The organism is Pontibacter sp. HSC-36F09 (assembly GCF_024171605.1).
Classification (GTDB): domain Bacteria; phylum Bacteroidota; class Bacteroidia; order Cytophagales; family Hymenobacteraceae; genus Pontibacter.
Genome location: NZ_JALKAA010000001.1, coordinates 506,751 through 522,215, shown reverse-complemented (window position 1 = coordinate 522,215; position 15,465 = coordinate 506,751). Strand labels below are relative to the sequence as shown.

At 51.1% G+C, this 15,465-nt stretch carries 13 protein-coding genes; all 13 read left to right on the top strand.

Annotation, left to right across the window (positions count from 1 at the left end):
• Positions 1-3: 3 nt before the first annotated feature.
• Positions 4-525 carry a GNAT family N-acetyltransferase gene (locus tag L1278_RS02265; protein ID WP_253400874.1) on the top strand — a complete coding sequence of 174 codons (522 nt, stop codon included), beginning with the start codon at positions 4-6 and terminating at the stop codon, positions 523-525.
• 815 nt (positions 526-1,340) lie between these two features.
• On the top strand, positions 1,341-4,706 hold the full coding sequence (secA, locus tag L1278_RS02260; protein ID WP_253400873.1) for a preprotein translocase subunit SecA: 3,366 nt from the start codon (positions 1,341-1,343) through the stop codon (positions 4,704-4,706).
• A gap of 135 nt (positions 4,707-4,841) precedes the next feature.
• The gene (deoC, locus tag L1278_RS02255; RefSeq protein ID WP_253400872.1) at positions 4,842-5,513 is read left to right on the top strand and encodes a deoxyribose-phosphate aldolase; all 672 of its coding nucleotides are present in this window, start codon (positions 4,842-4,844) and stop codon (positions 5,511-5,513) included.
• Positions 5,497-6,003, top strand: coding sequence for a sporulation protein (locus L1278_RS02250; RefSeq protein WP_253400871.1), 507 nt, complete (start codon positions 5,497-5,499; stop codon positions 6,001-6,003). Before deoC ends, L1278_RS02250 begins: the two co-directional genes overlap by 17 nt.
• A gap of 121 nt (positions 6,004-6,124) precedes the next feature.
• Positions 6,125-7,327 (top strand): M20 family metallopeptidase, encoded by a 1,203-nt coding sequence (locus tag L1278_RS02245; protein ID WP_253400870.1) that lies wholly within the window; start codon positions 6,125-6,127, stop codon positions 7,325-7,327.
• Between the two features lie 6 nt (positions 7,328-7,333).
• Complete coding sequence (locus tag L1278_RS02240) at positions 7,334-8,110, top strand: DUF2490 domain-containing protein (RefSeq protein WP_253400869.1); 777 nt, start codon at positions 7,334-7,336, stop codon at positions 8,108-8,110.
• Between the two features lie 146 nt (positions 8,111-8,256).
• Positions 8,257-8,757, top strand: a complete 501-nt coding sequence (locus L1278_RS02235; RefSeq protein WP_253400868.1) for an Hsp20/alpha crystallin family protein — start codon at positions 8,257-8,259, stop codon at positions 8,755-8,757.
• A gap of 176 nt (positions 8,758-8,933) precedes the next feature.
• Positions 8,934-10,427, top strand: coding sequence for a Do family serine endopeptidase (locus tag L1278_RS02230; protein WP_253400867.1), 1,494 nt, complete (start codon positions 8,934-8,936; stop codon positions 10,425-10,427).
• Between the two features lie 165 nt (positions 10,428-10,592).
• The gene (locus L1278_RS02225) at positions 10,593-12,170 is read left to right on the top strand and encodes an aldehyde dehydrogenase family protein (protein WP_253400866.1); all 1,578 of its coding nucleotides are present in this window, start codon (positions 10,593-10,595) and stop codon (positions 12,168-12,170) included.
• A 353-nt stretch (positions 12,171-12,523) separates the two neighbouring features.
• Positions 12,524-13,081 carry an RNA polymerase sigma factor gene (locus tag L1278_RS02220; protein ID WP_253400865.1) on the top strand — a complete coding sequence of 186 codons (558 nt, stop codon included), beginning with the start codon at positions 12,524-12,526 and terminating at the stop codon, positions 13,079-13,081.
• Between the two features lie 27 nt (positions 13,082-13,108).
• A complete protein-coding gene (locus L1278_RS02215) occupies positions 13,109-13,774 on the top strand; it encodes a hypothetical protein (RefSeq protein WP_253400864.1) in 666 nt (221 codons plus the stop codon).
• Positions 13,755-14,873, top strand: coding sequence for a hypothetical protein (locus L1278_RS02210; protein WP_253400863.1), 1,119 nt, complete (start codon positions 13,755-13,757; stop codon positions 14,871-14,873). Before L1278_RS02215 ends, L1278_RS02210 begins: the two co-directional genes overlap by 20 nt.
• A gap of 158 nt (positions 14,874-15,031) precedes the next feature.
• Entirely contained in the window at positions 15,032-15,457 is a 426-nt protein-coding gene (locus L1278_RS02205; RefSeq protein ID WP_253400862.1) for a RidA family protein, read from the top strand.
• The last annotated feature ends 8 nt before the right edge of the window (positions 15,458-15,465 follow it).

Here is a 15,465-nt window from a genome sequence, read left to right as displayed (position 1 = left end):
CTCATGTTCCTGAAAGGCGACCATACCAGCCTGCGGGCCCTCGAGCCTACCGACCTGGATTTTCTCTATACCTTAGAGAACGATACCGCTACCTGGCACGTGGGCAATACACTGGTGCCTTACTCCAGATTTGTGCTGGAGCAATACCTCGAAAACGCCGCCCTTGACATCTATACCGTCAAGCAACTCCGCCTAGTCATCTGCAACCATCAGCAGGAAGCCATCGGTGCCATCGACCTCTTCGACTTTGATCCTTTGCACCGTCGTGCAGGTATAGGCATCGTTGTTTCAGCCCCATACCATGGCCAGGGACACGCATCCGAAGCACTACATCTTCTGCTAAATTACTGTCAGCATACTTTGCAGCTGCATCAGGTATACTGCAGCATTACGGCCATCAACCACACCAGCATCAAACTTTTCAAAAGCGCCGGCTTCGAGGAGGTAGGTATACGCCGCGAATGGCTGCGCAAATCTGATGGTGGTTGGGATGATGTGGTAGAGATGCAGCGGTTGTTTGTCTGAATCAGGATTCTCAGGATTTAAGAAGGCCCCTAGCTCCACAGATGAACAGGATTCTCGTGTATGATTGACATCCCCCTGCCCCCTTCGAAGGGGGACTTTGGCCTTTACCATTTCAGGGGTATAGGTGTTATAGTTTCTGCAGTTTAGACTCCTTCTGATTTAATCCACCCCTGCCCCTCCTTATCCAAGGAGGGGACTTTGCCGCTGCCCAATTCTTAGGTATAAGTGTTGTAGCAAACTACTTCTGGCAGGTATAGGAAGACTAACTTGCACGCCTAATACGAAGCAGAAAGCTGTTCCCGGTGCACTCTTGACGATTTTGTGTTTGAGCGGTCAGCGAGTTTAAAATCGTCTTGATTTTTTTGCTTACTGGGGGTAGGGGCCCTCTTTCTTTTCATCAAGGAAAAAAGTGAGTGCCCGCCGCACAGGCGAAGCTATAAAACAAGTTAGGTTGCTATACCTAACAAAAGGCAAAAGCTACAAAGTTATACCTGAGCCAGAGGCCCCACGATAGCAGTCACGAGCGTGGACGCTCGCGCCATTTGTGCTATACCTGTACACCAAACGCAATCCACAGGAACAAGCAACCCCATTCTGTCACAATGCCACAACCTTTTTCCCTTTCTGACACAGGAATTTACACGGCCTGCGCTTTGTTGAGGATGTAAGTATAGCCTGTCGGTAAATATGGCAGATTGGCTATACCCGTGTTATTCTGGTATTGTTTTGGCGCATTGCCTTAGATATGTCAGAAAAACACTTTATTTTTGACGATATTGCAAACGCAGAATTTCATTTAAGAACAACCAATACAGATGTTTGATTTTTTCGGTAAAACCGTTGCGAAACTATTCGGAACCAAGTCCGACAGAGATATAAAGGAGGTAGTGCCTTACGTATCCAAAATTAATGAGGAGTACGCGAAGCTTACCAGCCTGACCGACGACCAGCTTCGCCAGAAAACGGTCGAAATAAAAGGCATTATTGATGAGCGCCTGAAGCCTACTGACGATAAAATAGCTGCCCTGCACAAGCGGGTGGCCGATGAGACGGAACTGAACATCGTGCAGAAAGAGAGCATCTTCTCTGAGATAGATGAACTGGAGAAGGAGCGTAACAAAGAACTGGAGGTGGTGCTGATGGAAGTGCTGCCTGTCGGTTTTGCCATTGTGAAAGAAACAGCCCGCCGCTGGAAAGAGAACGGTCAACTGGTGGTAACCGCCACTGACATGGACCGCCAACTGGCTGCTCGCAAGCCAAACGTGCAACTGGAGGGTGAAAAAGCTGTTTGGGCCAACAAGTGGATCGCTGCAGGCAACGAAATTACCTGGGACATGCTACACTACGACGTGCAGCTGATCGGTGGTATTGTGCTGCACCAGGGCAAAATTGCGGAGATGGCCACAGGTGAGGGTAAAACACTGGTAGCAACGCTGCCAGCCTTCCTGAACGCCCTTTCGAAGCGTGGTGTGCACGTAGTAACCGTAAACGACTACCTGGCTCGTCGTGACTCCGAGTGGATGGCGCCATTGTTTGAGTTCCACGGCCTGACCATCGACTGTATTGACAAACACCAGCCTAACTCCGAAGGCCGTCGCAACGCCTACCGCGCCGACATCACCTACGGTACCAACAACGAGTTCGGTTTTGACTACCTGCGCGACAATATGTCACGCGAAACCAAAGACCTGGTACAGCGCAAGCACCATTACGCCATGGTCGATGAGGTGGACTCCGTATTGATCGACGACGCCCGTACGCCACTGATCATATCCGGTCCGGTGCCGCGTGGCGATGAGCACGAGTTCTACCAACTGAAGCCACGTATCGCGATGCTGGTGGAGGCGCAGCGCAAAGTAGTGAACAACTTCCTGACGGAGGCCAAGCGCATGATCAAGGAAGGTAACACACAGGAGGGCGGTCTTTCGCTTTTCAGAGCCTACCGTGGGTTGCCAAAGAGCAAGCCGTTGATCAAATTCCTGAGCGAGACGGGCAACCGTGCCATCATGCAGAAGGTGGAAAACCACTACCTGCAGGATAACTCCCGCATGATGCCGGAGGCCGACGAGCCGCTTTACTTCACCATCGACGAGAAGCATAACCAGATCGAGCTGACCGAAAAGGGCCTCGACCTGATCACAGGCCAGGGCGAAGATCCGCAGCTGTTCATCCTGCCAGATATCGGCACCGAGATCGCCAACATCGAGAACAATAAATCGCTGAACGAAGAGGAGATACTGCACGCCAAAGAAAAGCTGATCGCTGACTTCCAGGAGAAGACCAAGCGTGTGCATACCATCAACCAGTTGCTCAAGGCCTATACCTTGTTCGAGAAGGACACCGAGTACATCGTGACGCCGGACAACAAGGTGAAGATCGTAGATGAGCAAACCGGTCGTGTGATGGAGGGCCGTCGCTACTCTGACGGGCTGCATCAGGCCATCGAGGCGAAAGAAAACGTGAAGGTAGAGGATGCCACGCAGACCTACGCCACGGTTACACTGCAGAACTATTTCCGTATGTACCACAAACTGTCAGGTATGACGGGTACAGCCGAGACGGAAGCGGGCGAATTCTGGGACATCTACAAACTGGATGTAGTGGTTATACCTACCAACCGCCCGATCTCCAGAAAAGACGAACACGACAAGGTATACAAAACCACGCGTGAGAAATACAATGCCGTAGCCGACGAGATTGTAGAACTGACAGAGAAAGGTCGTCCGGTGCTGGTAGGTACTACTTCGGTAGAGATCTCGGAGCTCCTGAGCCGTATGCTGACGCTTCGCAAGATCAGACACCAGGTACTGAACGCTAAAATGCACCAGAAAGAAGCCGAAATTGTGGCCGAAGCTGGTAAGCCAGGCACGGTGACTATCGCGACTAACATGGCTGGTCGTGGTACCGACATTAAGCTGACACCAGAGTCGAAGGGTTCGGGTGGTCTGGCCATCATCGGTACAGAGCGCCACGAGTCCCGTCGCGTTGACCGCCAGCTGCGTGGTCGTGCCGGCCGCCAGGGTGACCCGGGTTCTTCGCAGTTCTTCGTGTCGCTTGAGGATAACCTGATGCGCCTGTTCGGATCTGACCGTATTGCCCGTCTGATGGACCGCATGGGTCTGGAAGAAGGCGAAGTGATTCAGCACTCGATGATCACGAACTCGATTGAGCGTGCGCAGAAGAAAGTGGAGGAAAACAACTTTGGACAGCGTAAGCGCCTGCTCGAGTACGACGACGTGATGAACGCCCAGCGTGAGGTGGTGTACAAGCGCCGCCGCAATGCCCTGTATGGTGAGCGTCTGGAGCTCGATATCTGGAACATGATCTATGATATCAGCGAGGACATGGTGGTGAACTACAAAAACACAGTTGACTACGACAACTTCCAGCTGAACATCATCCGCGTATTCGGTATCAATACCACAATCACGGAAGACGAGTTTAAATCCACTCAAGCTAACGTTCTGGTAGAGCGCCTGTACAACGAGGCCCTGAACCACTACCTGGCCAAGAACAAGCAAATTGCAGAGCAGGCATACCCGATCATCGAGAACATTCACCTGAATCGTGGACCGATGATCGAGAACGTGGCAGTGCCATTCACAGATGGTAAGCGTCAACTCGCTGCTGTGGCTAACCTGACCAAGACGTATGAATCGCATGGCATGGAGTTGATCCGTGCAATGGAGAAGATTATTACGCTGGGAACGATTGATCAGGCTTGGACTGACCACCTGCGCCAGATGGACGACCTGAAGCAAGTAGTGCAGAACGCAGTGTACGAGCAGAAAGATCCACTGTTGATCTACAAGTTTGAGTCGTTTGAACTGTTCAAGCGTATGATCGGCAAAGTGAATGAGGAAACGGTATCGTTCCTGTTCCATGCCTTTATACCGGTACAGGCACCAGAGCAGGTGCAGGAGCCACGTGTGCCGCAAATGCCAAAGGCGCCGGTATTGCATGAGCAGAAGGAGGAAGTGCATTCGTCGCTGGATCATAACAGTAGCCCAATGCACGCTCCGGAACCTGAGAAGATCATGCCCGCCCATTCGCAGAAACTGGCCGGACGCAATGACCGCGTGAGTGTACAATACAACGATGGTCGCGTGCTGAAAGATGTGAAATTCAAGACGGTAGAGGACGACTTGCTCCACAACCGCTGCGTACTGATTGAAGAATAATTAAGATAGCCGCCTTCTGAAAAGTTGAGCGGCTATACTTTTTTATGATCATCTAAAAGTAAAGGATATAAAAGCGGGTGCAAATCCAGTCTTTATATCCTTTACTTTTGTCAAAAACATCTTTTGTCAAAAAATATGTCAGGAGAAGAACTTGCTACCTATATAGACCACACCATCCTGCGTCCGGATGCTACACAGGATCAGGTGCTGCAGCTTTGCGACGAAGCCCGCGACTACGGTTTCGCGGCAGTATGTGTACCGCCGTGCTACGTGCAGGCTGCCACTGAGCGCCTGGGGCCGGGAGCCCGGGTAAAGGTGGCCACGGTGATTGGCTTTCCGCTGGGTTATCAGCATCCTAAAGTAAAGATTCTGGAAACCCACCAGGCCATCGCCGACGGCGCTAATGAAATCGATGTCGTGATGAATGTGTCGTTTTTCAAGTCGGGCAGGTATAGCGAGATAGAGAGTGAGTTCAGCGATCTGGCTAACTTCTGTCATCTGAAAGAGGCGGAACTGAAGGTGATTATTGAGACCGCGTTGCTTTCGCAGGACGAGATTACCAAAGCCTGTGAAATTTGCGCTGCGGCCGGAGTAGACTTTGTGAAAACATCAACAGGCTTTGCATCGGGTGGTGCCCGCGTAGAGGATGTACAAGTGATGCGCCGCGTACTGCCAAGCCACATCAAAATAAAAGCGTCGGGCGGCATTAAAACATACGCCGATGCTGTCGCGTTAATTGAGGCTGGAGCCGACCGTTTAGGTTGCTCGGCCAGTATCCAAATTGTAAAGCATGAACAGAGCGCTTAGTTTCCTTTTTATCATTGCCTTGGTAGTGTCGTCGGCTTGCAAGCCCTCAGCAACGGCCCGCACAAGCTCACCAGACCGAACCAGTACCCGTGTAGTGGATGACATCAGCGTATACCGTCCTACCTACCCGGCCGATGATGCTAATGCCCCGGCAACTGCCAGAGTAGAACCAACAAACCATGTGAATGCCAAGGTTGCTATACTGATGGATTCGGTGGCCAGTGTAAACAAGAACATCCGTTATGCGCAAGGTTACCGCATTATGGCCTATAACGGATCGGAACGCCAGACCGTGATGAACCTACGCAAAGCCATCATTGCCCGCGTGCCGGAGCAGAAGGATTATCTGACCTACCAGCAACCGAACTTCCGGCTCAAGATAGGCGACTATTTTAGCCGCATAGAGGCGCAGCAGGTGCTTAACCAGATCAGCGACCTGATACCTAACGCACACATTGTGCAGGACCAGATCAACATACCGAAGAACTAAGGTATAGCGACCCGCTACAAGGTATACAGCGTTGCAGTTGCTCAGGCGGCTGCAACGTTTTTCTTTTTATATTTGACAGCTTGTAATAAGGTGAGTAGTGCCTTATCACTGAAATAGTTACATGAATCAACTAGCACAGAAAATAAAAGAGCTGGCCATGACCTATACTCAGGATACTGTAGGTATACGCCGGCACATCCACGCCCATCCGGAGCTTTCCTTTGAAGAGCATAACACGGCCGCATACGTGGAGCAGGTGCTGCAAAGCTATGGGTTGGAAACAGTGCGTATGGCCAATACAGGTGTGGTAGCCTTGATCAAAGGACGTCATCCTGAAAGCAAAACCATCGCCCTACGTGCCGACCTGGATGCCCTGCCGATCACGGAACAAAACACCGTGGATTACAAATCGAAGAATGCAGGTGTGATGCATGCCTGCGGACACGATGTGCACACGGCCTCTTTGCTGGGCGCGGCCCGCATCCTGCAAGAGGTGCGCGGAGAGTTTGAAGGCACCGTAAAACTGGTGTTTCAACCAGGTGAGGAAAAATTTCCGGGAGGAGCCTCTGTCATGATCAAAGAAGGTGTGTTGCAGCAGCCAGCACCATCAGGTATAATTGGCCAGCACGTGTTCCCGATGCTGCCGGCCGGCAAGGTTGGTTTCCGGTCAGGTATGTACATGGCCAGCGCCGACGAAATCTACATTAACGTGAAAGGCAAGGGCGGTCACGCAGCCCTGCCGGAGCTTAATGTGGATCCTGTGCTGATCACGTCTCACCTGATTGTGGCGCTGCAGCAGATCGTGAGCCGCCATGCCAGCCCCAAAGTGCCCACGGTGCTCTCCTTTGGAAAAGTAGAAGCCTTGGGTGCTACGAATGTGATTCCGAATGAAGTGAAGGTGGAAGGCACGTTCCGGACCATGGATGAGGTATGGCGCAAAGAGGCACACCGCCGTATACGCAAGCTAGCCGAAGGACTCTGCGAAAGCATGGGCGGCAGCTGTGACATCGACATCAAGTTTGGCTACCCTTTCCTGAAAAACGACCCTGACCTGACCGGCCGTGCCCGCGAGGCGGCAGTGCTATACCTTGGGGAAGAAAACGTGGTGGACCTCGACCTGTGGATGGGCGCCGAGGACTTTGCCTATTACTCGCAGGAAGTGGCTGCCTGCTTCTACCGCCTGGGTACACGCAACGAAGCACGCGGCATCACCTCTGGCGTACATACCCCGACCTTTGACATTGACGAAACAGCATTGGAAACCAGCATCGGCTTGATGGCTTGGATTGCCGTGCAGGAATTAGAAGCCCAAACAGTAGACTAAACAAATATGAAGAAGCTATACCTGATACTCTCACTGGCTGTGCTGCCGCTGCTGAGCCACGCCCAAAGCAAAGTAAGTGCACCTACCGCCATCTGGCCCGAACTGCAATTGAGCTATGGGGTGGGCGAAAGCGGGCTATTGTTTCTGCAGAACCAGTACCGCATCAACACCGACAGCCGCTACAACGGGGTGGGCAGCTTCGAGCGCATAGAGTTCACGCTGGGTTACGAGCATACTTTTACAGAGCACTGGCTGGCAGGTGCTATGTTTCGTTATGCGAAAGAGGATATGCCTTCGAGCAATTTTACATCAGCCTTTCTACGCCATGCCGGCACTATCAAGAGCTTGTATTTTAACAAACAGTTGACGCTCGATTATGTGAACCAGGAGCGCCGCGATCCTTTCGCGCGGTTCAGACTGGGAGTGGAGCTGGGCAAACGCCTTCCATTGGGCGACCGTTTCATCACACCGTCCCTGTCGTATGAGATGCTGGTGGTAAAGGATTTTGGGGAAGAAACGAACGATCTGCTGGTGCGCACCATCGACCGGACCCGCCTCAGATTAGACGCCACTTACGAGATCAGCGACAAGTTCCGTATCACGCCCTACTTCCTGCGCCAGACCGACTACTATTTTGTGGAGGTGAGTCCGAAATATGACGAAGACGGGGTGCTGGTCGAACAGGGCTATACCACGAAGCGCAACCGCATCTCGCCTGTGTTTGGGCTAGAACTAAAATATACCTTCAACAGAGCAATCTCCACAGCCAGCTATACCTATTAAACTTCTGAAAAATTGGCAGGATTGACAGGTTTGTACCTTTGATTTAAATGACATTATTTCATGATTATATAAAATAATCCGGCTGGCAAACTTTTGGCTATATCCTCTTTGTAATGAAAACATTAACTTAAAAAAAGGAGGTAGCTATGGTACTCAGAAAATATAACGGCATGCAGAACGACATGCCGCAGACTTTCAGTTCAATGTTAGACAGATTCTTCAACGAGTCTGTAAACTCACGAGGCTTTACCGGTTTTACGCCGCATGTGGATGCCTGCGAAACCGAGAATGGTTACGAAATTGAAGTGGCCCTGCCTGGTATTCGCAAAGAGGACATCGCCATCGACTTTCAGGAAGGCAAGCTGACCATTTCGGGAGAGCGCCGTTTCGAGAAGCAAGAAGAAGGCCGCCGCTACCAGATGCTGGAAACTCAGTACGGTACCTTCTCCCGTTCTTTCTACCTGCCTGACAACGTGAACCCGGATAAGATATCAGCGCAGCTAGAGGACGGTGTGCTGCTGGTGAACGTGCCGAAAGACGAGCACAAAACCATGAAGCGCCAGATCACGATCGCCGGTGGAGAGGAAGCCAAGCAGAGTAGCAAGCAAAAGCGTGTGAGTGCTTCTGAGAACGGCAAAGAGAAATAAGTATAGTAATTGACAAAAAAGAGGCTACCTAAACTGGCCTCTTTTTTGTTATAGAAATGTTAAAGAATGCAAATCGCCTTGACTAGGTATACTGTCGTATAGTATATTAGCGTTAAAGGTTTGTTATATATATAATACTTAATATTAAAACCCATCAATCAGAAGGAGTTCAATACATGAAGACGAAACAGTTTATTGTTGGCCTCACACTTTCGGCGCTAATGGGCGGCGGTGTGGCAGTAGGCAGCTATAAGTTGCTGGAGAATGATAGTCCGCAGGGAGTAGAGGCTCAACAGCAGTACCCGACCGTACGCTACACAAGCGACATGCGCAGCAGCAACGTGATCGTGCCGGAAGGTCTTAATTTTGTTAATGCAGCGCAAGTGACTACGCCAGCCGTTGTGCACGTGATGACGGAGTACAGTGCCCGTACCACACAGCGCAGCAACACCCCAATGGATCCTTTCCTGCGGGAGTTTTTCGGTGATGGCTTTGGCGAACGTGTGCCACGCGGCCCGCAGATGGGCTCCGGCTCTGGTGTCATCATCGCCTCGAACGGCTACATCGTTACCAACAACCACGTAATCGACCGTGCCGATAAAATAGAAGTGACGCTGGATGATAAACGTAAGTTTGAGGCAACATTGGTAGGCACTGACCCTACTACAGACCTTGCCTTACTGAAGATTAACGCCGACAAACTGCCGGTTATTCGCTACGGCAACTCTGACGATCTGCAGGTAGGCGAGTGGGTGCTGGCCGTGGGCAACCCCATGAACCTGACCTCTACGGTAACAGCAGGTATAGTGAGCGCCAAAGGACGTAACATCAACATTCTGCGCACCAGCCAGAACCGTGACCTGAGCATCGAGTCATTCATCCAGACGGATGCGGCTGTAAACCCCGGTAACAGTGGCGGCGCCCTGGTGAACCTGAACGGTGACCTGGTAGGCATCAACACCGCCATCGCCTCACAGACGGGCTCTTTTGCCGGTTACTCGTTTGCCGTGCCGTCTGCCCTTGTAAGCAAGGTAGTAGATGATTTGCTGAAGTATGGTGAAGTGCAGCGCGCCCTGTTAGGAGCCGAAATTCGCGAGATAGATGCTGCATTCGCGAAAGAAAAGAACCTGAACACATTAAATGGTGTGTACCTGAACGCTGTGGAAGAAGGTGGTGCGAAGGAAGCCGGGTTGCGTGCCGGCGATGTAATAACGGCAATCAACGATGTGAAAGTAGCCCGATCTTCGCAGTTACTGGAGCAGGTAGCCCGCTATCGCCCTGGTGATAAAGTGAAAGTGGAGTATCTACGTGATGGTAAGACCCGCTCGGCCAATGTGACGCTCAAAAACGTGAACAACAGTACCGAGATATCGAAGCGAAGCACAGCCAACTCAGTAACGTTTGACGGCGCAACCTTTGAAGCGGTGAGCAAACAGGAAATGAATAAACTAGGTATAGACGGTGGTGCTAAAATCTCCAACGTGGCCAAGAGCAAGTTCCGCGACACGGGCATGAAAGATGGCTTCATCATCACCCGAATTGATAAGTATGCGGTAAACGTGCCTTCCGATGTGGAGCGCCACCTCAAGAACTTCGAAACCGGCATCGTTTACATAGAAGGTGTATACCCTGACGGTCTGAAAGCGTACTACCCGATCGGGAAACGCTAAGATTTAACCATTCGACAAAAAAGCTTCTGCCATGCAAGGCGGGAGCTTTTTTGTTTTATTAGAAAAGAAAAAAAGGCTATCTTCATGCTGCAGAGCCTCCTGTGTACAGGAAATGCCGCTCAGTAGATGTTTAAACACCATAACCCGAGAATAACAGATAGAATTATGAAACAAGCCATAGATGAAATGCCCATGACAAAGGCTATTGCCGATGTGTTGCAGCAGCTAGGTATAAAAGAACTGAACCCGGCCTACAGCACGGGTCTGAATTGGGGCGGCCAAAACAACAAGACCACGCGCGACATTCACTCGCCTGCCGACGGTAACCTGATTGCGAGCGTGAACATGGCCACCGCCGACGACTACGAGCAAGTGGTGAAGACCGCTCAGGAAGCCTTTAAGGTATGGCGTACCGTACCGGCCCCAAAACGCGGCGATATCGTGCGGCAGATCAGCAACAAGCTGCGTGAGCACAAAGACGCGCTAGGCAAACTAGTGAGCTACGAAATGGGCAAAATCCTGCAGGAAGGCCTTGGCGAAGTGCAGGAAATGATCGACATCTGCGACTTTGCAGTAGGTCTGTCGCGCCAGCTGCACGGGTATACCATGCACTCCGAGCGTCCGCAGCACCGCATGTACGAACAGTACCATCCGCTGGGCATCGTGGGCGTGATCTCAGCCTTCAACTTCCCGGTAGCGGTTTGGAGCTGGAACGCCATGCTGGCTGCTGTTTGCGGCGACGTGACCATCTGGAAACCATCTGAAAAAACTCCGCTTACAGCTATCGCCTGTCAGCACATCATCCGCGACGTGCTGGCTGAAAACGAGCTGCCAGAAGGTATCTTTAATGTGATTATCGGAGATGCTGAGATCGGCAGCCTGATGGCGCATGACACTCGCGTGCCGCTTGTATCCGCTACAGGCTCTACCCGCATGGGCAAGAAAGTAGGCGAGGCAGTTGGTGCTCGTTTGGGCAAGTCTTTGCTGGAACTGGGCGGTAACAATGCCATCATCATCACCGAGCATGCCGATATCGAAATGGCACTTCGTGCCGTAGTATTCGGTGCCGTGGGTACCTGCGGACAGCGCTGTACTTCCACCCGCCGCCTGATTGTGCACGAGAATGTTTTCGATCAGGTTCGAGACCGCTTGCTCAAGATTTACCCGAACCTGCCGATCGGTCACCCACTGAGCGATACCACGCTGGTTGGTCCGCTGATCGACAAAGATGCCGTGAAGGCTTTCCAGAACGCATTGGAAGAAGTACAGGGCGAAGGTGGCAAGCTGCTGATTGGTGGTGAGGTGCTGGAAGGCGAGCAATATGCAACCGGTACCTATGTGACGCCTGCCATCGTAGAGGCCGAGAACCATTACCACATGGTGCAGGAAGAAACTTTTGCGCCCATCCTATACCTGATCAGATATAGCGGTGACGTAGAGAATGCCATCGACATCCAGAATGGGGTGAAGCAAGGCCTTTCTTCTTCCATCTTCTCAACAAACCTGCTCGAGACAGAAGCCTTCCTGACCCATTGGGGTTCAGACTGCGGTATAGCCAACGTGAACATCGGTACGTCCGGTGCCGAAATTGGTGGTGCCTTCGGGGGTGAGAAAGACACAGGTGGAGGCCGCGAGTCGGGTTCCGACGCCTGGAGGATCTACATGCGCCGTCAGACCAACACCATCAACTACAGCCGCGAACTGCCACTGGCGCAAGGCATCAAGTTTGACATAATGGACTAATTCTCTGCATCAGGATCTTCAGGACTCGATTTGTGCAAATCTAGAATTTGAGAACTTAGAAGAGTCGTTGTTTGAGGAAATCCTGTTCATCTTGAAATCTTATAAATTTCGATTCAGGCAAAGCCAGCTCCATCCGGGGCTGGCTTTTTTTGTGGCTATACCTGACAAATAAGTGAAGCGGTGTAATGCAGCTGTGGGCAGCGGATAATTTTAAAAATATTTTGCAACTTGGTGCAACCCAACGGATTTAGCTGTGTCTTTAGTGCAGATAGAATGAAGGGAGGAAAGAAATTAAGATGAAGTAAGAGAATAAGTCGACTAACAAGGCAAACGGAACGATAAACGAGGCGATTTTGGAAAAAAGCACTTTTCAGGATGTGAACGCACAAGTCGTGCAGCGCTGCAGGGAAGGGGATAACCGTGCCCAGTATGAGCTATACAAACTGTATTCCAAGGCCATGTTTAACGTGAGCATGCGCATCACCAACGACTATGCCGAGTCCGAAGACGTGTTGCAGGAAGCCTTCATCAGCGCCTTCAAAAACTTACATTCTTACAAAGCAGAAGCTTCCTTCGGGAGCTGGCTCAAACGGATCGTAATCAATGCATCGGTCAACGCCGTGCGCAAGCGCCGTTCGGAACTGGTGCCGCTCGAAGACCGCATCGCCGGGGACATTGCAGACGAGGACTACGATGATGATACCGAGTGGCAGGTAGAACAAGTGCGACGCGCCATACAGCGTCTGCCCGACGGCTACAGAGTGGTGCTCAGCCTATACCTGCTGGAAGGACTCGATCATGCCGAAATTGGAGAGGTGCTGGGTATAAGCGAGTCAACTTCGAAGTCGCAGTACAGCCGGGCCCGCAAGAAGCTCCTGGAGATTATGAAAGACACACATTCCATGGCCTAGCCGTGGATAATGATAAAGAAGAGAAAGATGAAAGATAGGTTAAAGGATTTTGTGAATGAAAACCGGGAAGACTTCGACGTGTTCGAGCCCAGACCGGAACTGTGGCAGGAAATCTGTTCCGAGCTGAAAGTGCAGAAAGCACAGCAAGAGAAGCCCCGCAAAGAAGCCAAGGTGATCAGTATCAACTTCGGAGAGCGCCTCAACTTCACTGCCGATTTTATGTTTATGCGCGTGGCCGCCACCATCGTGCTCTTGCTGGCCTGTGGTATCACGCTCTGGACGGTGAAACAAAACAACCCGGCAGCCACCAATACCCTTGCCGCTACTACCGAAATGGGAGAGCCGGCAACGGTATACCAGGTAGCGCCTGAACTCGCGGAGGTGGAGGTATACTATACCAGCCAGATCAACAGCAAACGTGAGGAACTAAGCGAGTACGATCTGAAAGTACTCGGCCTGGACGAAACGCGCGAGATAGACAGCGAGTTGGCCCGACTCGACAGCAGCTATACCCGACTCAAGAATCAATTACAAACTACTCCGAATACCGACCAGGTGATGGCGGCCATGATCAGGAACCTGCAGATCCGGATCGACGTGCTGAACCGTCAGCTGGAGGTGCTCAAGAAAATAGAAGCTATAAAAGAACAGGATACTACTGAACCACAGAACAATGAAACTACTACTATTTAAATCGTTGCGCTACCACATAGGCACGCTTTTGGTTATACTTCCCGCGCTGGCCTTAGCACAGCCCTATGCGCCGGAGCCTTGCCCAAGCCAAACGCTCCCTGCACCACCAACCCCTGTCGTGCAGCAGACACTACCGCCCACTCCTCCAGTTCCCCCGGCGCCTCCTGTAATTGTGGTGCCACATCAGCCGGAAGCAGAGGTCTATACCTATAAATCGGAAAAACGTAAGACCTTCGACAAGACTTATAAAGTAGGTAAGTCGGATGTGCTGAACATCGATAACAAGTTTGGTAACGTGCACGTGAACACCTGGAACCGCAGTGAAATACAGGTGAAGGTCGACATCATCAGTCGCGCCAACTCAGAGCAAGTGGCGCAGGAAATGCTGAATAAGATCAACGTAACAGATAATCGCAGTGGCAATACCATCGTTGTGAAAACCGAGATGGGATCTATGAACTCCAAGAGCGGTCATCAGAGTTTTGAGATCAACTATACGGTGAACATGCCTGCCGATAATAATCTGGTAGTGAAGAACAGCTTCGGCAACGTATACCTGCCAGACATGAAAGGCAAAGTGGACCTGCATGTGCGCTATGGTGCGTTTAAGGCAGGTAATCTGACTAACTCTTCCAACAGCATCAAAGCCTCATTCTGTAACAGTTCCTCTAACACTATCGGCTTCCTGAACAAGGGCAATGTGGAGTTAGCTTATTCTACATTAAGTCTTGGTAAAACCAATGGTGTGCACGGTTCGTCTAAATTCAGCGACTTCAAGATCGGAAATCTCTCCGAAGCCCTGGAGATGGATGTGAAATACGGCACATTCAGAGTGGATAACGTGCAGAAGAACTTCAAATCCATCAATGTAAATGGTGGCTTCACACCAATCCAACTGAACTTCGAGAGCGATTCGGCCTTTGACTTTGATGTAAACGTTCAGTTTGCCGATTTTAAAGTTGACCGTAACCTGGTGAAGTTCACATCTCTGGAGAAAGGCCATACCTCAGCAGAGTATAAAGGTAAGTACGGCAACGCCTCATCTAAAGGCACGCTCAGCATCACTTCCAAGTACAACGATGTGAAGTTCACAAAATAGCCCATTGATTTTAAACATATTAGCCCGAATCTGGTTAAATAATAGAGTTTGTTTAAGGGAAGAGAAGCCGGCCTGGTTAGGGTCGGCTTTTTTTGTTGTAGTGTTACAGAAGCAGGAACTCAAAGCACAATGCTGGCCAGAATGTTTTATATTTGAGTATGACAAACGACAAAGAGCTTCTCAATTCATCGAAAGCCCCGGAGCCGGTGGGGCTATACCCGCATGCCCGCCGTGTGGGCAATCTTTTGTTCCTGTCCGGCGTTGGACCGAGGGAGCGTGGCACCAAAAAGATTCCGGGTGTGGAGCTGGACGAGGCAGGCAACATTTCCTCGTACGACATTGAGAAACAGTGCCGTTCTGTGTTTCAAAATGTACGCTACATACTGGAGGACGCCGGATCGAACTGGGCGAACCTGGTGGACGTAACCGTATACCTGACAAACATGAAGGACGACTTTGCTACCTACAACCGCATCTATGCTGAGTATTTCAAGGACAACCAGCCTTGCCGCACTACCGTGGAGATCAATAAACTACCAACGCCCATTGCCATTGAGTTGAAGTGCATCGCCACGATTGACTAGCCTCCTAT